Raw genomic sequence first — 20,842 nt, 5'->3', positions numbered from 1 at the left:
TGTGTTGCGTCAATGTGGCGCGTCGGGATGCCAGCCAAGCAGTGCGAGCATCACAAAGAAGCCGACGACATAGGCCGCCATGATCGGCCAGCCCTGGGTGATCCAGCGGACCACCGATTTGGCTTCCGGGTACATGTTGGACACCGCAACGCCCGCCGAAGAGCCGAACCAGACCATCGACCCGCCAAATCCGACCGCGTAGGCGAGGAAGCCCCAGTCATAGCCGCCTTGCTTCAGCGCCAGCGCGGTCAGGGGAATATTGTCGAACACCGCCGAGACGAAGCCGAGCCCGAGCGCGGTCTGCCACGATGCGGCAGGCAATTTCTCCACCGGCATCATCGAGGCCGCCGTCACCAGCGCGAGCAGGAAGACGGTGCCCTTCAGCGTCTCGGGCATCACCGACCAGTCCGGCCGCCGCAGCACCGAGGTGACCAGGATCGCGGCCCAGACCGCGAGCCCGAGCACGGGCAGCGTATCGAGCAGCGCGGGGAACTTCAGATTGGCCGTCACATTGGCCGTCAGCGCGGCGAGCAGGATCACGGCCACGATCGCAACCCGCGCCCAGTCGATTCTGAGGCCGGACGGTGCATCCTTCACGATCGGGGAAAAGCGGTGCTGTTGCAGCGAGGCCGGCACCGCAAACACCAGCATCGCGACTATGGCTGCGACATAGGCCTCCACGACCGTGAGCGGGCTGATGCCGTCGATCCACATCATCGTCGTCGTGGTGTCGCCGACGACGCTGCCGGCGCCGCCGGCATTCGATGCGGCGACGATGGCCGCGAGATAGCCGATATGGACGCGGCCACGGAACACGTGGCGGGCCACGGTGCCGCCGATCAGCGCGGCCGCGATATTGTCGAGGAAGCCCGACAGCACGAACACGATGACCAGCAGGATCAGTCCGCCCTTCCAGTCATCGGGCAGCAGCGCCGGCATCTCGTCGGGAATGCGGCTCTCCTCGAAATGGCGCGACAGCAGCGCAAAGCCCATCAGGAGCAGGAACAGGTTGGCGAGCGTGACCCACTCATGCTCCATGTGATGCGCAAGACCGGGCAGGCCGGCGCCGAATTTCGCAAAGCCCGCGAACAGCAGCTTGTAGGCGACGATCGCAGCAAGGCCCGTCAGCGCCACCGCGAGCGTGTGGTGATGGAAGATCGCGACGCCGAGCAGCGTCAGCGCGAACAGGATGAAATCGAGCGGGATACCGTAGACGAGGATTGGCGTGAGCAAGACGATCTCGATGGCTGGAGTGCCCGGCGGCGTGAAGCGCTGACGGCGACACTATCGCGCGGCGTCGGGAACTTCAAGGCGCGCTAACGCCGCAACAGGCTCGCGATGCGCTCGCGAGCCCCGATCGGGGAATGACGCCAGGCACGTCGCCGCTGATCCGATTGCTTAGCCCAGCGTCTTCAGCCAGGCGCTGATCTCGGTCACCGCGATATTGGCCTGATTGAGCAGCTTGCCCATGGTGAAGAAGCCGTGGAACTGGCCGGGGAAATGCCGGTAGGTCACCGGCACGCCGGCGTCCTTGAGGAATTTCGCATACTCGTCGCCTTCGTCGCGGAGCGGATCGGCGCCGGCGGTCAGCACATAGGCCGGCGGCAATCCGGCAAAGTCGTTCGCGCGCGCCGGCGAGGCACGCCAGTCGTTGTTGTCGGCGTCGCCGAGATAATGGTTGGCGAACCAGCCGATCACCGAGTGCGTCAGGAGGATGCTGGTCTCGGGCTCGCGATGCGAGGGATGCTTCCGCGAGAAATCGGTCGCGGGATAGATCAGCAGCTGGGCCGCGAGCTTCGGCCCGCCGTCGCGGGCGGTCAGGGCAACGACCGCCGCGAGGTTGCCGCCGGCGCTGTCGCCGCCGACGATCAGGCGCGCGGCGTCGATGCCGAGATCCCTGGCATTGGCGGCGACCCATCGGGTCGCGGTGACGGCGTCATCGACCGCGGCAGGGAAACGATGCTCGGGCGCGAGGCGATAATCGATCGAGATCACGATCAACTCGCCCTCATGGGCAAGCTTCTGGCAAACCACCTCATGGGTATCGAGGTCGCCGATCACCCAGCCGCCGCCGTGGAAGAACACCAGGCAGGGCGCGAGCCCGTCTTTCTTGCGCAGCGTGTTCGGCGTGTAGATGCGGGCAGGGATCGTGCCGTGCGGCGCCGGGATCGCGAGCGGCTTGCTCGATTGCAGCGCAGGCGGCTCGGGATTGGAGACGACGCGGGCGGCTCGGTAATAGTCGCGCGCTTCCGGCGCGGTCAGCGTCTCATAGGCGGGACGGCCGGCCTCCTGGAACGCCTTGTAGACGGCAGCGGCATCGGGATCGAGAACGACGGGCATGGACAGCAAACCTTCTTGTGATGCTGGGCTGAAATGTCAGGCGGCGGTGCGGCCGCCGTCGACGGTGTAGGCGGAGCCGGAGACGTAGCTCGCCTCGTCGGAGGCAAGAAAAGCGACGATGGAGGCAACCTCGCTTGCGAGACCGAGCCGGCGCGCCGGGATGCGGTCGACGATCTTCTCGATCGGCGGCGGCGCGTTGCCGCCGGAGCGGCCCTGCAGGATCGTGCTCAGCATCCGGCTCTCGATCATGCCGGGGCAGACGCAATTGACCCGCACGCCGGTGCCGGTGCATTCCCAGGCCGCGCTCTTGGTCAGCCCGATCACCGCGTGCTTGCTCGCGCTGTAGACCGCGATCATCGGTGATCCCATCAGGCCCGCGATCGAGGCGGTGTTGATGATGCTGCCCTTGTTCTGCTTCAGCATGACAGGCAGCACATGCTTCATGCCGAGGAAGACGCCGACGACATTGACGTCGAGCACCCGGCGGAAACTCTCCAGCGAATATTCGGGGATCGGCCTGATGTCGCCCTCGACGCCGGCGTTGTTGTAGAAGGCATCGATGGTGCCGAAGCGGTCGACGGCGGCGCGGACATAGTCCTTGACCTCGTCCTCGTCGGTGACGTCGGCTTCGATTGCGAGGGCCTCGGCCGAGGCGGGCAGGTCCTTGATGGCGGCTTTGAGATCAGCGCCCTTGCGGTCGACTGCGACAATCCGCGCACCCCGTTCGGCGAGCAGTTGGAGCGAGGCGGTTCCGATGACGCCGGCAGCCCCGGTGACGACGGCGACCCGGCCGTCGAGCCTGATGCGATCGGGCATGGTGGGTTTCCTCTGGCTGGTCCGGTTCGATCCGGATTTTCCTGGTTTTCACGCGTGGCCGCGTGCCTTCAGCGTGTGGACTATCACACGTGTTCCCAGGAGTGACCAGAGGCTGACCAGAGGCTGCCCTGTGGACCGGGGAGAGGTGGCCGGGTGCCCTTTCCCCGCCGTATTCGGCGTGTTAACCGGTGGCCTGCGAGCGGCCGATATCAAGGTAGACTGTCGCGAGCCCGATTCGCCCTTTAAAGCCGCGCGAGATGCTTCGAACCGTTGCCCTGACTGGCTTTGCGGCCCTGGTTGCCGCCTCAACCATCTCGCTTGCGCCGCCCGCGCGCGCGCAGATCGGAACGATTTTCTCCGATCCCGCGCCGCGTCCGCCCGGCTCGATCCCGCGTGGTCAGCCGGCTCCTCCCAGCGACGACGACGAGGAAGTGCCGGAATTGCCGCGCGGCCGTCTGTTGCCGACACAGCCGCGGGCGCTGCCGCCAGGCCAGGCGGTGCCGCCGCCCGGCAGCGTGCAGTCGCAGCCGCTGGCGCCGCCGCCCGGCTCGACGGTGGCTCCGCAGGGCACCCAGCCCGGTGTCGCCGTGCAGCCGCCGCAACCCGGCGGTCCCGCCGTTGCCAATACGCCGCCCGGTGCCAATCCGCTGCCGCCGGGGCAGCGTCCCAAGGGCACGCCCCCAGGCACCCCGCCGCAGACGCCTGCCACGTTGCAGCCGGGTGACGAGGTCGTACAGGAGCCGCCGTCGACCAAGATCACCAACAAGAAGGCGAGCTTCTCCGGTCTCGACAAGATCACCGGGCGCATCATCAATTTCGACGAGGATATCGGCGAGACTGTGCAGTTCGGCGCGCTGCGGGTGAAGACCGATGCCTGTTACACGAGGCCGTCGACGGAAGCTGCCAACACCGACGCCTTTGTCGAGGTCGACGAGATCACGCTGCAGGGCGAGGTGAAGCGGATCTTCTCGGGCTGGATGTTCGCGGCGAGCCCCGGCCTGCACGGCGTCGAGCATCCGATCTACGACATCTGGCTGACCGACTGCAAAGGGCCGGATCAGACCATCGTGACCGCCGCGCCCGATCCGCCGAAGGCGCCGACGCCTCCGCCGCCGCCGGCCCAGAAGCGCGCGCCGCCGAAGCAGGCCGCGCCGCGTCCGCCGCCGCAGCCGCAATACCAGCAGCAGCAGCCGCCTCCGCCGCCCCAGCAACAGCAGCGGCCGGGCGGGTTGTTCGGCGGATTGTTTGGGAACTGATTGGCACTTCGTAGCCCGGATGGAGCGCAGCGAAATCCGGGGTCTTCTCCGCGCGGACAGACCGCCCCGGATTGCGCTTCGCTTCATCCGGGCTACGCGATCACCGTTCAATTGCGCTCGGCGATGATTGCCAGCGCGTCGGCACCTTTGACCGGCTGGGTGGCGTCGAACTTGCGGAAATCCGCCGGCGCGCCCGTGATCGCCTTGTCGAGCAGCGTGCGATAGCGGCGCCGCGAGATCTCGATCGCGCCGAACGTCCTCAGGTGCTCCGTCACATATTGCGTGTCGAGCAGTTCGAACCCGCCCGCGATCAGCCGCGCCACCAGATGCACCAGCGCGACCTTCGATGCGTCGCGCGTGGTGTGAAACATGCTTTCGCCGAAGAAGGCGCGGCCGAGGCTGACGCCGTAGAGCCCGCCGACCAGATTGTCGTCCTGCCAGACCTCGACGCTATGGCAATGGCCCGACGCGTACAGCCCGACATAGAGATCGCGGATGCGCCTGTTGATCCAGGTGTCGTCGCGGCCGGGCTGCGGCGCCGCGCAACCGGCGATCACGGCCTTGAACGCGGTATCGACGGTGACGGTGAAGGCATCCGAGCGCACGGTGCGCGCCAGGCGGGAGGCGACACGGAAGCCGTCGAACGGAATCACGCCGCGCAATTCCGGCTCGACCCAGAACAGGGTCGGATCGTCGGCGCTCTCCGCCATCGGGAAGATGCCGCAGGCATAGGCGCGCAGCAGCACCTCGGGCGTGATCTCGGAGGAGGCGGAGTCGCGTGACGTCATACCGCCAAGGATAGCAAAGCGCGGGCGGTCTTGCGATGGGGGCAGCCACCGGGACGCTACGTGTTGACGAAACGCGCCGGTTCCTCCACAAGCCGCGCCGTTCCGCCGCAGTTTCCCGAGACGGACTGCGCGGTCGTGCTAGATTGCAACAAAAACATGGCGGCGCTGCCGGGACACGGTGGCTTGCGCGCCCGACAATCGACACAGGAGGGGGACGCTGCATGAAATGGTCATGGCGGACGTTTGCGCCGCTGCTGGTCTGGCTGGTGATCTATCTGGTCCCGGTGCCTTCGGGGCTGAACGCCAACCAGTGGCACTATTTCGCGGTGTTCGCCGCCGTGATCACCGGGCTGATCCTTGAATCGATGCCGGTCGGCGCGGTCGGTCTGATCGGCCTGACGGTCGCCGGCATCGGCGGCTATGTCGAGCACGACCCGAACAAGTCGCTGCGCTGGATGCTCGGCGGCTTTTCCGAGAGCACGGTGTGGCTGATCGTCGGCGCCTTCGTGTTCTCGATCGGCTACCGCAAGAGCGGGCTCGGCCGTCGGCTGGCGCTGCTCTTGGTGCGCGGCCTCGGCCGCCGCACCATCGGGCTCGGCTATGCGGTGGCGTTCTCCGATCTCGTGCTGGCGCCGGCGACGCCGTCCAACACCGCGCGCTCGGGCGGCACCATCTATCCGATCGTCAGCAACATTCCGCGCATCTACGGCTCCGAGCCCGGCCCGACCGCGGGCAAGATCGGCACCTTCGTGATGTGGACCGCGTTCGCGACTACGGCTGTCACCAGCTCGCTGTTCCTGACCGCGCTGGCGCCGAACGCCGCCGCGCTCTCGATCGCCAAGAAGCTCGTCAACATCGAGGTCGGCTGGTCGCAATGGTTCATCGGCTTCGCGCCGCTCGGGATCCTCTTGCTGCTGCTGGTGCCGCTGCTCAGCTATCTGGTCTGCCGGCCCGAGATCAAGGAGAGCCCGGAGATCGTGACCTGGAGCGAGGGCGAACTCGCCAAGATGGGGCCGCCGTCGCGGCACGAATGGATCATGGCGGTGCTGGTGGTGCTCGCGATGTTCCTGTGGATCTGCGGCTCCAATCCCAATATCAGCGTGCCGCTGCTCGGCTCGAACTTCATCAACGCGACCACGGTCGTGTTCGTCGTGATCTCGCTGATGCTGCTGACCGGCGTGATCGCGTTCGAGGACATCGTCGCGGAGAAGAGCGCGTGGGAGGTATTTTTCTATTTCACCTCGCTGCTCACGCTGTCGTCGGGCCTCAACGAGATCGGCTTCATCAAATGGGTCGCCGAGGGCTATGCCAAGCCGCTTTCCGGCACGTCGCCGATGGTCGGGATGATCCTGCTCGTCACCTTCTTCTTCTGGATCCACTATTTCTTCTCGAGCATCACCTCGCATACCGCCGCGGTGCTGCCGGTGGTGCTCGCCGTCGGCTCCAGCATTCCCGGCCTGTCGGTGCAGACCCTGATGCTGCTCTGCGTGTATTCGCTGGGCCTGATGGGCGTGATCTCGCCCTATGCCACGGGACCGGCGCCGATGTATTACGGCAGCGGCTATATCGGCAAAGGCGACTTCTGGAAATTCGGGCTGATCTTCGGCCTGATCTACTTTGCCGGATTGTTGCTGATCGTGTTGCCCTGGTTACAAATGATCGGGTAAAATAGCCACAATCCAGCGAGAAACAGCGGCCGACCGGGAAGAGCCGCTATCCTTTACAATTCTTAACGCGCTTTGTCCGGCAGAAGCCTTCAAAATGCTTCGTCGGATGTGGCGCGCGCGGAGTTCAGGGGACACATAGAGCCGCGCGAGCTCATTCGTGTTTCTTCGTGGGCAGGTTATGGACCAGCAGATCAAAGACCCGTCGATTGTGGCGCCCGAGCGGACCAGGCGAGGATCGCGTTGGCGGGGGTTTCTGACGGGATGTCTCGTATTGGCGGTGCTGGCAGGCATCGTCTGGTGGACGCGGCAGCAGGCCGCGCCGCCGCAGGCCGGTGGCGGGCGCAACGCCGGACCGATGTCGATCGTACCGGAGACGATCGGCAAGGGCGATATCGGCGTCAGCCTGAATGCGCTCGGCACCGTGACGTCGCTCGCGACGGTGACGATCAGGAGCCAGATCAGCGGCTATCTGATGAAGATCGATTTCAAGGAGGGCGATGAGGTCAAAAAAGGGGACCTGATCGCCGAGATCGATTCGCGCCCCTATGAGGCGACGCTGGCGCAGGCCAAGGGACAGCTCGCCCGCGACGAGGCGCAGCTGAAGGGCGCCCAGGTCGATCTCACCCGCTACCAGAACCTCGCCGCGCAGAACGCCGTGCCGCATCAGACGCTCGACACCCAGGTCGCGCTGGTCGCGCAGTACCAGGGCACGGTAGAAGCCGATCGCGCCTCGGTGAAGTCGGCCGAGGTGAATTTGCAGTATTGCCGCATCGTGTCGCCGATCAACGGGCGCGTCGGACTGCGCCAGGTCGATCTCGGCAACTATGTGACGCCCGGCGACACCAACGGCCTCGTCGTGATCACCCAGCTCGAGCCGATCAGCGTGCTGTTCACGCTGCCGGAGGACAATCTGCAGGCGGTCTCGAAGCGGTTGAGGGAGGGCGCGGTGCTGCCGACGGCGGCCTATGACCGCAGCGGCGCCAACAAGCTCGCCGAGGGATCGTTGCAGACCTTCGACAGCCAGATCGATGCGACCACCGGCACCATCAAGCTGCGCGCGCAGTTCGAGAACGACAAGCGCACACTGTTTCCGAACCAGTTCGTCAACGTCCGCCTGCTGCTCGATACCCACAAGGATGCGACGACGATGTCGACCGCCGGCATCCAGCGCGGCGTCCCCGGCACCTTCGTCTATCTCGTCAACGCCGACAGCACGGTCTCGGTGCGGCCGGTCAAGCTCGGCGTCACCGACGGCGACCGGGTCGAGGTGCTGTCCGGGCTCGTGGCCGGCGATCGCATCGTGATCGACGGCGCCGACAAGCTGCGCGAGGGTGCGAAGGTGGTCGTGCGCTCCGCCGCCGATGCCGCCAATCCGGCCGCTGCGGCCAAGGGGACGGCGAGTGGCGCGACGAAGGGAGACGGCAAGGGAGATAGCAAGGACGGCGCTGATCCCGGAGGCGGCCACAAGCGGTCCGAGGACGGGCAGAAGAAATGAACCCGTCGCGGCCATTCATCCTGCGGCCGGTAGCGACGACCCTGATGATGATCGCCATCATGCTGTCGGGCATGCTGGCGTTCAGATTTCTCCCGGTCGCGGCGCTGCCGGAGGTCGACTATCCGACCATCCAGGTGCAGACCTTCTATCCGGGCGCGAGCCCCGACGTGATGACCTCGTCGGTGACGGCGCCGCTCGAGGTGCAGTTCGGCCAGATGCCGAATCTGACCCAGATGAGCTCGGTGAGCTCGGCGGGCTCGTCCGTGATCACGCTGCAATTCGGCCTGTCGATCTCGCTCGACGTCGCCGAGCAGGAGGTGCAGGCCGCGATCAATGCCGCGGGCAATCTGTTGCCGTCGGACCTGCCGGCACCGCCGATCTACGCCAAGGTCAATCCGGCCGACGCGCCGATCCTGACCCTCGGCCTGACCTCGAAGACCATGCCGCTGACCCAGGTGCAGGATTTCGTCGATACGCGGCTGGCGCAGAAGATCTCGCAGCTGCCCGGCGTCGGCCTCGTCAGCATCAGCGGCGGCCAGCGGCCGGCGGTGCGCATCCAGGCTGACATCCGCAAGCTCGCGGCCTACGGCCTCAACATCGACGATCTCCGTACCACGCTCGGCAACGCCAATGTCAACACGCCGAAGGGCAATTTCGACGGCGCGATGCGCGCCTACACCATCAATGCCAACGACCAGATCCGCAATGCCAGTGACTACCGCTCGCTGATCATCGCCTACAAGAACGGCTCGCCGGTCCGCCTCAGCGATGTCGGCAACGTCGTCGACGGCGCGCAGAACGACAAGCTCGGCGCCTGGATGAACGAGACGCCGGCGATCATCCTCAACATCCAGCGTCAGCCCGGCGCCAACGTGATCTCGGTGGTGCAGGGCATCAAGGACCTGCTGCCGCAGCTGCAGGCCACGCTGCCGGCCGCGATCGACCTCAATATCCTGACCGACCGCACCGTCACGATCCGGGCCTCGGTGCGCGACGTCGAATACGAGCTGTCGCTCGCCGTGATCCTGGTCGTGCTTGTCATCTTCGTGTTCCTGCGCTCGACCCGCGCCACGCTGATCCCGAGCCTGTCGGTGCCGCTATCGCTGGTCGGCACGCTGGGCGCGATGTATCTGTTCGGCTTCAGCCTGAACAATCTGTCGCTGATGGCGCTGACGATCGCGACCGGCTTCGTGGTCGACGACGCCATCGTCGTGATCGAGAACATCTCGCGCTACATCGAGGAGGGCGAGTCGCCGCTCGAGGCGGCGCTGCGAGGGTCGGAGCAGATCGGCTTCACCATCATCTCGCTGACGGTATCGCTGATCGCGGTGCTGATCCCGCTGCTGTTCATGGGCGACGTCGTCGGCCGCCTGTTCCGCGAATTCGCCATCACGCTGTCGGTCACGATCCTAATCTCGGCCGTGGTGTCGCTGACCCTGGTGCCGATGGCCTGCGCCAAGCTACTGAAGCCGGAGGCCATGGCGCGGGAAAACACCTTCCAGCGGCTCAGCCGCGAAGGCTTCGATGCCGTCATTGCGATCTACGCCCGGATGCTCAACTGGGTGCTGGATCGCCAGACCTTCGTGCTGCTGATCGCGCTCGCCACCTTTGGCCTGACGGCGCTGCTCTATGTCGTCATTCCCAAGGGCTTCTTTCCGGTGCAGGACACCGGCGTGATCCAGGCGATCTCGGAGGCGCCGCAATCGGTGTCCTATGCGGCGATGGCCGAACGGCAGCAGCGGCTCGCCAGCGCGATCCTGAAGGATCCGGACGTGCAGAGCCTGTCCTCGTTCATCGGCGTCGACGGCACCAACACCACGCTGAACAGCGGCCGCATCCTGATCAATCTGAAGCCGCATGCGCAGCGCAAGGCCAATGTCTCCACGATCATGGACCGGATCAAGGCGAGCACAGCGGCGCTGACCGGAATCGCGCTCTACATGCAGCCGGTCCAGGACCTCACCATCGAAGGCACGGTGAGCCGGACGCAGTACCAGTTCATCCTGCAGGATGCCGATCCGAACGAGCTTGCGGAATGGACGCCGAAGCTGGTCGACAAGCTCCGGGAATTGCCCCAGCTCAGCGACGTCACCAGCGACATCTCCGCGCAGGGGCTCTCGGTATTCGTCGACATCGACCGCGACCAGGCGGCGCGGTTCGGCATCACGCCGGCGACGATCGACAACGCGCTGTACGATTCCTACGGCCAGCGCATCGTCTCGACCGTCTTCACCAATTCGAACCAGTACCGCGTGATCCTGGAAGCCGATCCGTCGCTGCAGACTTCGCTGGATTCGCTGTCGTCGATCTATTTGCCGTCATCGGTGGGCTCGACGCCAGTGCCGCTGTCGGTCATGGCCAAGATGCGGGTGGAGACCGCGCCGCTGCAGATCTCGCATCTCGGCCAGTTCCCGTCGGCAACGGTGTCGTTCAACCTGGCGCCCGGCGCTTCCCTCGGCGGGGCGGTGACGGCGATCAAGCAGGCGCAGGCCGACATCAACCAGCCGCTCGGCATGATCACGAGCTTCCAGGGGGCAGCGCTGGCGTTCCAGTCCTCGCTGTCCAACCAGCTGTTCCTGATCCTCGCCGCGATCATCACGGTCTATATCGTGCTCGGCGTGCTCTATGAGAGCTTCATCCATCCTTTAACCATCCTCTCGACGCTGCCCTCGGCCGGGATCGGCGCGCTGCTGGCGCTGATGATGGCCGGACAGGATCTCACCATCATCGCGATCATCGGCATCATCCTCCTGATCGGCATCGTGAAGAAGAATGCGATCATGATGATCGACTTCGCGCTCGATGCCGAGCGCAACGAGGGCAAGCCGCCGCGGGAGGCGATCTATCAGGCCTGCCTGCTGCGGTTTCGGCCGATCGTCATGACGACGATGGCAGCTGTGCTCGGCGCGCTGCCGCTGATGCTCGGCAGCGGCGCGGGGTCCGAGCTGCGGAATCCGCTCGGCATTTCGATCGTCGGCGGCCTCCTGGTGAGCCAGCTGCTGACCCTGTTCACGACACCGGTGATCTACCTCTGGTTCGATCGCCTCGCGCTGCGGTTTGCCGGGCGGGCGGACGAGATCGGCGAGGCGAGCGGGTCGCGTTGAGCCATGGATCCGTCAACGCCCTTCATCCGTAGGCCGGTCGCAACGACGCTGTTGACGTTCGGGCTCGCGGCGGCCGGCATTGTCGCGTTCTTCAAGCTGCCGGTGTCGCCGCTGCCGCAGGTGGATTTCCCGACCATCTCGGTGCAGGCGACGCTGCCCGGCGCCAGCCCGCAGGATGTCGCGACCACGGTCGCAAGTCCCCTCGAGCGCTATCTCGGCCAGATCGCGGACGTCACCGAGATGACGTCGTCGAGCTCGGTGGGCGCGACCCGCATCACGCTGCAGTTCGGGCTGAACCGCGACATCAACGGCGCGGCGCGCGACGTGCAGGCCGCGATCAATGCGGCGCGGGCCGACCTGCCGACCAGCCTGCGCAGCAATCCGACCTACCGCAAGGTCAACCCGGCCGACGCGCCGATCCTGATCCTGACGCTGACGTCGGATACGCTGACGCGCGGCGATCTCTACGACGCCGCCTCCACGGTGCTGGCGCAGAAGCTGTCGCAGGTCGAGGGCATCGGCGAGGTGGTGGTCGGCGGCAGCTCGCTGCCGGCCGTGCGCGTCGATCTGATCCCGCAGGCGCTCTACAAATACGGCATCGGGCTGGAAGACGTCCGCGCGGCGCTGTCGAGCGCCAACGCCCACAGCCCCAAGGGGGGCATCGACGTCGGCGACCAGCGCTACCAGGTCTACGCCAACGACCAGGCCAACAAGGCCGACGACTACAAGTCGCTGATCGTGGCCTACCGCAACGGCGCACCGGTTCATCTCTCCGATGTCGGCGAGGTGGCCGACGGCGTCGAGAATTTGCGCAATGCCGGGCTCGCCAACGGCAAGCCGGCGGTGCTGATCATCCTCTACCGGCAGCCGAACGCCAATATCATCAGTACCGTCGACCTCGTGAAGGGGTTGATGCCGCAGCTGCAGGCATCGGTGTCGCCGGCGATCGACATCGGCTTTGCGGTCGACCGTTCGACCACCATCCGCACCTCGCTCCGGGACGTCGAACGAACCCTCGTTCTGGCGGTGCTGCTGGTCATCATCGTGGTGTTCGCGTTCCTGCGCAATGCGCGGGCCACCTTCATTCCGGTGGTGGCGGTCTCGGTGTCGCTGGTCGCGACCTTCGGGGCGATGTACCTGTTCGGCTACAGCCTCGACAATCTCTCCCTGATGGCGCTGACGGTCGCGACCGGATTCGTGGTCGACGACGCCATCGTGGTGCTGGAGAACGTCACCCGTTACATCGAGGACGGCCTGAGCCCGCTCGAGGCGGCGCTGAAGGGCGCCAACGAGGTCGGCTTCACCGTGCTGTCGATGAGCATCTCGCTAATCGCGGTGTTCATCCCGATCCTGCTGATGGCCGGCATCGTCGGGCGGCTGTTCCGCGAGTTCGCGATGGTGATCTCGATCTCGATCCTGATCTCGCTCGCGGTCTCGCTGGCGACCACGCCGATGATGTGCGCCGTGCTGCTCAAGCCCGACGCCGGCAGCCATGGCCGGCTCTATTGGGCGAGCGAGCGGTTCTTCGAGGCGATGCTGAATTTCTACCGCAGAACGCTGACCGCGGCGCTGGCGCATCCGCTGTCGGTGATGCTGATCCTGGCGGCGGTGTTCGGCCTCAACTTCTATCTCTACGACGTGATCCCGAAAGGCTTTTTCCCGCAACAGGACACCGGCCGGCTGGTCGGCTCGATCCAGGCCGACCAGAGCGTGTCGTTCCAGCTGATGCAGCAGAAGCTCGCGCAGTTCGTCGGCATCATCAAGCGCGATCCGGCGGTGGAGACGGCGGTCGGCTTCACCGGCGGTGGGCAGACCAATTCCGGCTTCGTGTTCGTCTCGCTGCGTCCCCTCGATGAGCGCAAGATCGGTGCCGACGGCGTGATCGCGCGGCTGCGCCGCGAGATGTCGGTGGTGCCGGGCGCGAGCCTGTTCCTGCAGGCGGTGCAGGACATCCGGGTCGGGGGCAGGGTCTCGAACGCGCAGTATCAGTACTCGCTGCAGGGATCGACGCTGGAGGAGCTCAATGAATGGACGCCGAAGATCGCGGCGGCCCTGCAGCGCGATCCTGATCTCGCCGACGTCAACAGCGACCAGCAGAACAAGGGCCTGGAATCCGATCTCGTGATCGACCGCGACGCGGCGGCCCGGCTCGGCATCACGGTGAGCCAGATCGATAACACCCTCTACGACGCCTTCGGCCAGCGGCAAGTGTCGACGATCTATGTCGCGCGCAACCAGTATCACGTCATCATGGAGGTCGCGCCGCGCTACTGGCAGAATCCGGAGACGTTGAAGGACGTCTATATCAGCACGTCCGGCGGTTCGGTCGGCGGCTCGCAATCGACCAACGCGGTGGCAGGCACGGTCGTCACCCCAGGCAGCTCGAGTGCGGCCAGTGCGGCCAACGCCCAGGCCGCGCGCAACCAGGCAACTAATTCGATCGGTTCGACCGGGAAGGGCGTTGCCTCGACCGGATCGGCCGTCTCCACCAGCAGCGAGACCATGATCCCGCTGTCGGAAGTTGCAGCGTTCAAGCAGGGCGCGACGCCGCTTGCTGTCAATCACCAGGGCCTGTTGGTCGCCAACACCATCTCGTTCAACCTGCCGCCGAACGTGTCGCTGAGCACGGCGGTCGGCAGCATCGAGGCGACCATGAACCGGATCGGGGTCCCGGCCACGATCCGCGGCACCTTCCAGGGTACCGCCAAGGCGTTCCAGGACTCGCTGAGCAACCAGCCGTTCCTGATCCTGGCGGCGCTGGTGGCGATCTACATCGTGCTGGGCGTGCTCTATGAGAGCTACGTCCATCCGCTGACCATCTTGTCCACATTGCCCTCGGCGGGTGTGGGCGCCTTGCTGGCGCTGATGGCATTCAAGACCGAGTTCAGTATCATGGCGCTGATCGGCGTCATCCTGCTGATCGGCATTGTGAAGAAGAACGCCATCATGATGATCGACTTTGCGCTGGAGGCGGAACGCAGGCGCGGGCTGGAACCGCTCGAGGCGATCCGGGAGGCCTGCCTGCTGCGCTTCCGCCCCATCATGATGACGACGATGGCCGCGTTGCTCGGGGCGGTGCCGCTGGCGATCGGCATGGGCGACGGCGGCGAGCTTCGGCAGCCGCTCGGCATCGCCATCGTCGGTGGCCTGATCCTGAGCCAGGTCCTCACGCTCTACACGACGCCGATCATCTACCTCTATCTCGACCGGTTCCGCCTGTGGGCCCAGCGCGTGCGCCGCGGCGGCGCGATGCGGACACCGGGCTCCTCACTTCAACCGGGCGAGTAAATGCCGACAGGTACAGCGTTGCGAAATCTTCAGTTGATGCGCAAGCCGATCCGGTTTCTGCGCGTGGCGGCGTTCGGCGGCCTCAGCCTCGGTCTGTCCGGCTGTATTCCCGGGGCGGAGAAGCCGGAGCTCAGCCTCGAAGTGCCGGCGAGCTACAAGACTGCGGCCAAGGGCGATGCCGACGCGGCTGTTCCGGCGCTTGCCTGGTGGCGCGGCTTCCGCTCGCCCGAGCTGACCGGGCTGATGGAGTCCGCGCAGCTCTACAATCTCGACATCGCGGTGGCGATCGCCCAGATCGTGCAGGCCGACGCCCAGGTCGGCGTGTCCGGCGCCGCGCTGCTGCCGTCCATCTCCGGATCGGCGAATGCCGAGCGTCAGCGTGTGGCAACGGGATCCAGTTCGTCGTTCGGCACCAGCGGCACTTTCTCGCAGTACAGCCTGGGGCTGAGCGCAAGCTACATCGTCGATTTCTGGGGCAAGAACCGCGCGACGCTGTCGGCCTCGGAGGAGAGTGCGACCGTCGCGCGCTACAATCGCGAGGTAGTCGCGCTGACCACGATGGCGACGGTCGCCAATACCTATTTCCAGCTGCTGGCGGCGCAGGACCAGATCAAGGTCACCCGCCGCAACCTCGCGGCGGCCGAGCGCATCCTTGCGCTGATCAAGTCGCAATTCGCCGGCGGCACCGCTTCGCAGCTCGATCTGTCGCAGCAGGAGGCGCTGGTCGCCACGCAGCGCGCGGCGATCCCGCCGCTCGAGGTGACGGTCGGGCAGAACACCGCGGCGCTCGCCGTGCTGGTGGCGCGCGCGCCGGCCGATTTCAAGGTGCGCGGCGGCTCCACCACGCAGATCGCGGTGCCGCGCGTCACGCCGGGACTGCCGTCGGAACTGCTCTACCAGCGGCCTGACGTCCGCGAGGCCGAGGCGCAGCTGGCGTCGTCCAATTTCAGCGTCGACGCGGCGCGCGCGGCATTCTTTCCGCAGATCCAGCTGACCGGCACCACCGGCTTCCAGAGCGCGGCGCTTGCCGCGCTGTTCGCGCCCGGCGCCTGGTACTACACGCTCGCCGCCGGGCTGACCCAGCCGCTGTTCGACGGCTTCCTGCTGGAGAGCCAGCTCAAGCTCGCCAAGGGCCAGCAGCTGCAAAACCTGCAGGCCTATCGCAAGGCGGTGCTGTCGGCCTTCGCCGATGTCGAGAAGGCGCTGATCGCGTTGCAGAAGTACACATTGCAGGAGCGCCTGCAGTCCGACGTCGTCGCCGCCTCGCGCAAGGCGTTCGAGGTCGCCGAGACGCAGCTGCGCGGCGGCACGGTCAACCTGATCACGGTGCTGCAGGCGCAGCAGACGCTGTTCACGGCAGAAAACAATCTGGTTACGGTCCGGCTCAACAAGCTGCTGGCGGCGAGCAGCCTGTTCCAGGCGCTCGGCGGCGGCTGGACGCCCGCCGGTACGCTGGCGGCGGCGGTGCCATGAGGTCAGCCATGCTGCGTTTCGCGACACTCCTCGTTGCCCTCGTCATCGCGCTCGGCGCATCGACCGGCGCGTCCCGCGCGCAGCAGCGGCCACCGAACAGCGTTCCGCTCGCCTTCGGCATGAGCGCCGACCAGGCCAGCCGGTCGCTCGGCGTTCCCCTGAATTACGTGCGCGGCACGCCGGGCAATGAATTGTTCGTCGCATTGCCCAATGTCAGGGGCAGCGTGCTGTCGAGGCGCAGCGACGGGCTCTATCTGCAATTCGGCAAGGGACGCCTGATCGCCTGGAAGGGCGACTGGGGCACCCTTCCGCAATGAGGGTTTGGCCATGATCGCCATGAGAGGACTGATCGCCTGCGCCGCCATCGCGCTCAGCGTAGCCGCGGCGTCGGCCCAGCAGCGGCCGCTGCGCTACGGCAGCACCGGCGGCGCGTATTTCGACGGCAGGGACGACGACCGGGATTTTCGCAGCAACGGCTATTTCCCCGGCAATTTCGCGGCCGATCCGTTCAGCGCGGGGTTCGGTGCGGCCGGCCTGTTCGGCTCGACGCCGTGGCATTCCGCGCGGCCCTATCCGTCGCAGGTCGTGTTTGGCGCACCGTGTCAGGATTGCCGTCCGCACCGCGCACGCCGGCACCGCGGCAGGCACGAGTGAGGCGCTTCGGAGAGGCTTGATGCCGCTAGGCCTTGCGCGAGAGCTCGTCGATGATGCGCGGCTTCATCCAGCCGGCCTTGTCGATGATTTCGTTGCGCAGGGTGTCCAATTCCATCTCGTATTGTTCGTGCGGGATATCCCGGCCGCCGGTCGCGGTGATTCCGTACGTCTCGAGCAGGGCGTTGTGCCGCGTCTTCCACGCGATCACATGCTCGGTCATGACTTGCGTCACGGATGGAAGGAAGCCGGGATGGCCTGCCAGGCCGCATGACACGGTGGTCTGCGGGTCTCCCGCCAGCATGATCACGTTCCACTCGTCGTAGCCGATCAGTCCCATCTGCGCGTAGAGAAACGCGCCATGCGGTCCATCCCAGATTTTCTGGTCGATGACCAGGAACGGCACCGCGTGGCAGTGGCCGTGCCGCGCCGTCATGTCACGGTTGAAGGTCTCGGTGCGGTCTTGCAATCGCTTGTTGGCTGCAGCGAACACCGCAAGGCGATTGTTCGCCGTCGGCACGATGCTGGCTTCGTCGTCAGGCGCGAAGCCTGCATCGCGCAGCATCGACCCGATTAGCGGGTGATCCCACTGCTGCTTGTGAAAAGCGGGCGTCGCTCCGTCGGCGCCCGGCGCCGGACGCACGGTCTCCTTGAGCTCGCCCAAGGTCGTTTCTTGCTTCTTTCCAAAAACTGGCCTGCGCCCGAACATCGCGTGCCGCTCCTGCCAAGCAGTTGGCACGAGCATCGCAAAGGACGCCCAGAATTTTCTTAACCGGTCAGGCTTGGCGCGCGGCGATTCATCAACAGCATGACGCAGTCGTTAAAGCGAACCGGACAAATCAATCGAATTTGCTGAATTTGCGGCGTTAGCTGGCGGCGGCGCTTGTCGATTTGTCGAGCGCCGGGCTGACGCGGGCGAACCGCACCACGAAGCGGGTGCCTTTGTGGCCGGGGTCGCGCTCGACGCTGGCATCGAGCTTGGCTGCCATCGCGCTGACGATCCGCTGGCCCATGCCGGTGCCGCGCGGATCGGCCTTGTCGGAAAAGCCGACCCCGTCGTCGCTGATCGCGAGCTGCAGATCGTCGCCTTGCGGCTTCAGCTCGACGTGGATCGGGCCGGCGCCGTCGGGATAGGCGTATTTCACGGCGTTCATCACCAGCTCGTTGACGATGATGCCGATCGCGACCGCGCGGTCGGGATCGATCTCGATCGGGTCGGCCTTCAAGGTCAGCCGCGACATCTTGTTGCCTTCGGCCGATCGCCGGAGATCCTCGAGCAGTGCCTCGAGATACTGGTTGAGCATCACCGTCTTGAAGTCGTGCGAGGTGTAGAGGCGGCGGTGCACCTGTGCGACGGCCGCGACGCGCCCCATCGCGTTGGTGAGCGCCGCCTTCACATCCTGCTGGCTCGATGAGTTGGCCTGCAGATGCAGCAGCGAGGCGATGATCTGCAGCGAATTGCCGACGCGATGGTTGACCTCGCGGAGCAGAACCTCACGCTCCGCGGCGAGCGCGGCATAGCGGTCGCGCGAGGCGTGCACCTCGGCCTCGGCCTCGTCGCGCGCCTTCTGGAGCGCGGCCTGCCGGATCGCGCCGTTCACCGCGACCTGGAGCAGGGGGATGAACTCGCCCCTGACGTCCTTGACCAGATAGTCCGCCGCGCCGGCCTTCAGCGCGGTGACGGCGATCGCCGAATCCTGCGACGCGGTGACGAACACCACCGGCGGAGCGTCCGGTATCTTGAGGATCTGCTCCAGCGTCTCCAGCCCGTCGAGGCCGGGCATGTACTGATCGAGTGCGACGACGTCGATGCCGCCCTGGGCGAGCCGGTCGAGGCCTTCCTGGCCGCTTGCGGCGTGCACGACCTTGTAGCCCGCGCGCGTCAGCCCGCGTTCGACGAGGCGCGCCAGCGCCGCGTCGTCGTCGATGTAGAGCAGTGTCGGCGTTGCGCTGGTCATACGGAAGCCGGCGGCACCTGAATCACGGAAAAGAACAGGCCAAGCTGACGAATGGCGTTGGCGAAGCTTTCGTAGTTCACCGGCTTGGTGATGTAGACGTTGCAACCCAGCTCGTAGCAACGCTTGATCTCCTGGGAGTCGTCGGTCGTGGTCAGCACGACCACCGGCGTCGACTTGAGATATTTGTTCTCCTTGACCCGCCTCAGAATATCGATGCCGGTCATATCGGGCAGATTGAGATCGAGCAGGATCAGCAGGGCCTGGCCCTTGCGCTCGACGGCGCTGCCATCCTTGCCGAACAGGTAGTTGACCGCCTCTGTACCGTTGGTGAACGGGATGATCTCATTGTTGACACCTGAGCGCCGGATATTCCGCTCAATCAGGCGGGCATGGCCCTCGTCGTCTTCGATCATGATGATGGTGACTGGATCACTCATGTCACTTTGTCCCGGTTCTTGCCTGACCAATTGATAGGCAGCGTGATCGTGAAGGTGCTGCCGTTGTGAAGTTCCGATGCTACCGACATGGTGCCGCCCAGTCTGCGCACAAGTGCGCGGACATGGGCAAGCCCGATGCCCTGACCGGGTTTGTCCTGGGTTCCGGCGCGACGGAACAAATCGAAGATGCGCTGGTGGTCCTTCGGATCGATGCCGCGGCCGTTGTCGGTGACTTCGAAGATCGCGAAGCCGAGCTTGGTGCGGCCCTCGATCGAAATCTCGCCGGGAACGCCGTTCCTGAGGTACTTGAGGGCGTTGTCGATCAGATTGGAGAAGATCTGCTCCAGCGCGAGGCGGTCGCTGACGATATTGGGCAGCGCGCCGACCTCGACGGTCGCGTTGGCCTCGACGGCCTGGTGAGCCATCGTCTTGACGATGCCGTCGATCAGCTCGCGCAGATCGATGCGTTCGGGCTTGAACTCGCGGCGGCCCTCGCGGGTGAGATTGAGGATCGCACTGATCAGGCGATCCATCTTGGCGATCGACGATTTGATGAAGCCGAGCGATTCATTGAAGTCGTCGGATAGCTGCTTGTCGGAGCCTTCGAGCTCGGGCTCGGCCACATCGGTCGCGTCTTCCGGCATCGCCGGCGCCAGCGAGGCGGCGCGATTGAGCGTGGCGATCCGCTTGAAGATGTCGCCGCGCAGTTCCTCGAGTTCGCTGGTGAAGCCCATGATGTTGACCAGCGGCGAGCGCAGATCGTGGCTGACGATATAGGCGAAGCGCTGGATTTCCTCGTTGGCCTCGCGCAGGTCGGAGGTGCGCTCGTCGACGATGGTTTCGAGATTGACGTTGCTGTCGCGCAGCCTTGCCTCGGCCTCGTCGCGCGCCCGCGACGATCGCCGCAGCAGCACCACCGAGAGAGCGGCGAGCGCCAGCACCATGCAGGAGCCGGCGATCGTGACGGAGGAGGCCAGCACCTGGGTCTTGTCCGCCGTCGCGGTGCGCAATGCCAGCAGACGATCCTCCTCGGTGCGGATGTCGCGGGCGATCCGCGCGATCGCCTCGACCGCATCGGTCGATGTGGTCTTGCGCAGGACGTCGATGCTGGTCGCCGTGTCGTTGTTCTTGACGCGCTCGATGCTGAGCGCGAACTCGGCCAGACGTTGCTCGACGGCGGCTTTGAGCTTCGCGGCGTTGGCGACCTGCGCCGGATTGTCCACGGTCATCATTTGGAGATGGTTGAGCGCGGCCGGGACTCCCGCCGCCGCGGACTGGTACTCGGACAGGTATTGTGGTGCTGATGTCAGCAGATACGCCCTGGTCGCGCTTTCGGCGCGCCTGACGTCGAGCAGCAGATTGGCAATCTGGCTGTCGGTCTCGACGGTGTGAATCACCCAAGCGTTGTCCTCGCGCGCCTTGTTGACCAGCAGGACGGACGCCACGCTGACCGCGACCAGCACGAAAAATCCCGCCGACAGCAGGAGGATCTGTAACGTCGACCGGCGTCGTGAAACGACCGTCACGACGATCTCGCTATGGGAGTGGGATTCAACGCGTCCCCGTGGA

At 65.7% G+C, this 20,842-nt stretch carries 16 protein-coding genes; 8 read left to right on the top strand and 8 right to left on the bottom strand.

Going from position 1 to position 20,842, the window contains the following annotated elements:
• Positions 1-9 precede the first annotated feature (9 nt).
• The 3 genes from QA635_RS23680 to QA635_RS23670 form a co-directional block, all read right to left on the bottom strand.
• Positions 10-1,233 carry an SLC13 family permease gene (locus QA635_RS23680; RefSeq protein WP_016844518.1) on the bottom strand — a complete coding sequence of 408 codons (1,224 nt, stop codon included), beginning with the start codon at positions 1,231-1,233 and terminating at the stop codon, positions 10-12.
• A 165-nt stretch (positions 1,234-1,398) separates the two neighbouring features.
• The gene (locus QA635_RS23675) at positions 1,399-2,340 is read right to left on the bottom strand and encodes an alpha/beta hydrolase (protein ID WP_283061726.1); all 942 of its coding nucleotides are present in this window, start codon (positions 2,338-2,340) and stop codon (positions 1,399-1,401) included.
• Between the two features lie 36 nt (positions 2,341-2,376).
• Entirely contained in the window at positions 2,377-3,156 is a 780-nt protein-coding gene (locus tag QA635_RS23670) for an SDR family NAD(P)-dependent oxidoreductase (protein WP_283061725.1), read from the bottom strand.
• A gap of 257 nt (positions 3,157-3,413) precedes the next feature.
• Here QA635_RS23670 and QA635_RS23665 point away from each other — a divergent pair, with 257 nt between their 5' ends.
• Positions 3,414-4,412 carry a DUF2155 domain-containing protein gene (locus tag QA635_RS23665; protein ID WP_283061723.1) on the top strand — a complete coding sequence of 333 codons (999 nt, stop codon included), beginning with the start codon at positions 3,414-3,416 and terminating at the stop codon, positions 4,410-4,412.
• 107 nt (positions 4,413-4,519) lie between these two features.
• On the opposite strand, the gene aat is transcribed toward QA635_RS23665, so the two are convergent.
• Positions 4,520-5,200 (bottom strand): leucyl/phenylalanyl-tRNA--protein transferase, encoded by a 681-nt coding sequence (gene aat / locus QA635_RS23660; protein ID WP_283061722.1) that lies wholly within the window; start codon positions 5,198-5,200, stop codon positions 4,520-4,522.
• A 221-nt stretch (positions 5,201-5,421) separates the two neighbouring features.
• Between aat and QA635_RS23655 the strand changes: the two genes are divergently transcribed.
• From QA635_RS23655 to QA635_RS23625, 7 genes are all read left to right on the top strand, one after another.
• On the top strand, positions 5,422-6,867 hold the full coding sequence (locus QA635_RS23655; protein ID WP_225162515.1) for a DASS family sodium-coupled anion symporter: 1,446 nt from the start codon (positions 5,422-5,424) through the stop codon (positions 6,865-6,867).
• Positions 6,868-7,045: 178 nt separating this feature from the next.
• On the top strand, positions 7,046-8,362 hold the full coding sequence (locus QA635_RS23650) for an MdtA/MuxA family multidrug efflux RND transporter periplasmic adaptor subunit (RefSeq protein ID WP_425249048.1): 1,317 nt from the start codon (positions 7,046-7,048) through the stop codon (positions 8,360-8,362).
• Entirely contained in the window at positions 8,359-11,466 is a 3,108-nt protein-coding gene (locus QA635_RS23645) for an MdtB/MuxB family multidrug efflux RND transporter permease subunit (protein ID WP_283061720.1), read from the top strand. Before QA635_RS23650 ends, QA635_RS23645 begins: the two co-directional genes overlap by 4 nt.
• 3 nt (positions 11,467-11,469) lie before the next feature.
• Positions 11,470-14,754 (top strand): efflux RND transporter permease subunit, encoded by a 3,285-nt coding sequence (locus QA635_RS23640; protein WP_283061719.1) that lies wholly within the window; start codon positions 11,470-11,472, stop codon positions 14,752-14,754.
• Positions 14,755-16,227 carry an efflux transporter outer membrane subunit gene (locus tag QA635_RS23635; RefSeq protein ID WP_076832244.1) on the top strand — a complete coding sequence of 491 codons (1,473 nt, stop codon included), beginning with the start codon at positions 14,755-14,757 and terminating at the stop codon, positions 16,225-16,227.
• 8 nt (positions 16,228-16,235) lie between these two features.
• Positions 16,236-16,544 (top strand): hypothetical protein, encoded by a 309-nt coding sequence (locus QA635_RS23630; RefSeq protein ID WP_283061718.1) that lies wholly within the window; start codon positions 16,236-16,238, stop codon positions 16,542-16,544.
• Positions 16,545-16,554: 10 nt separating this feature from the next.
• Positions 16,555-16,881, top strand: a complete 327-nt coding sequence (locus tag QA635_RS23625; protein WP_253608825.1) for a BA14K family protein — start codon at positions 16,555-16,557, stop codon at positions 16,879-16,881.
• Positions 16,882-16,906: 25 nt separating this feature from the next.
• On the opposite strand, the gene QA635_RS23620 is transcribed toward QA635_RS23625, so the two are convergent.
• The 4 genes from QA635_RS23620 to QA635_RS23605 all read right to left on the bottom strand — a co-directional run bounded on the left by QA635_RS23620 (position 16,907) and on the right by QA635_RS23605 (position 20,805).
• Complete coding sequence (locus QA635_RS23620; RefSeq protein WP_283061717.1) at positions 16,907-17,542, bottom strand: hypothetical protein; 636 nt, start codon at positions 17,540-17,542, stop codon at positions 16,907-16,909.
• 202 nt (positions 17,543-17,744) lie between these two features.
• Positions 17,745-18,836, bottom strand: coding sequence for a sensor histidine kinase (locus QA635_RS23615; protein ID WP_283061716.1), 1,092 nt, complete (start codon positions 18,834-18,836; stop codon positions 17,745-17,747).
• Positions 18,833-19,273: a response regulator gene (locus QA635_RS23610; RefSeq protein WP_092084305.1), complete on the bottom strand. Its 441-nt coding sequence runs from the start codon at positions 19,271-19,273 to the stop codon at positions 18,833-18,835. Before QA635_RS23610 ends, QA635_RS23615 begins: the two co-directional genes overlap by 4 nt.
• Positions 19,270-20,805, bottom strand: a complete 1,536-nt coding sequence (locus tag QA635_RS23605) for a sensor histidine kinase (protein WP_482151239.1) — start codon at positions 20,803-20,805, stop codon at positions 19,270-19,272. The genes QA635_RS23610 and QA635_RS23605 overlap by 4 nt, the downstream gene beginning before the upstream one ends.
• Positions 20,806-20,842: the final 37 nt, after the last annotated feature.

This window comes from Bradyrhizobium brasilense (assembly GCF_029714345.1).
GTDB lineage: Bacteria > Pseudomonadota > Alphaproteobacteria > Rhizobiales > Xanthobacteraceae > Bradyrhizobium > Bradyrhizobium australafricanum.
This window is presented reverse-complemented; position numbering and strand designations above follow the sequence as displayed.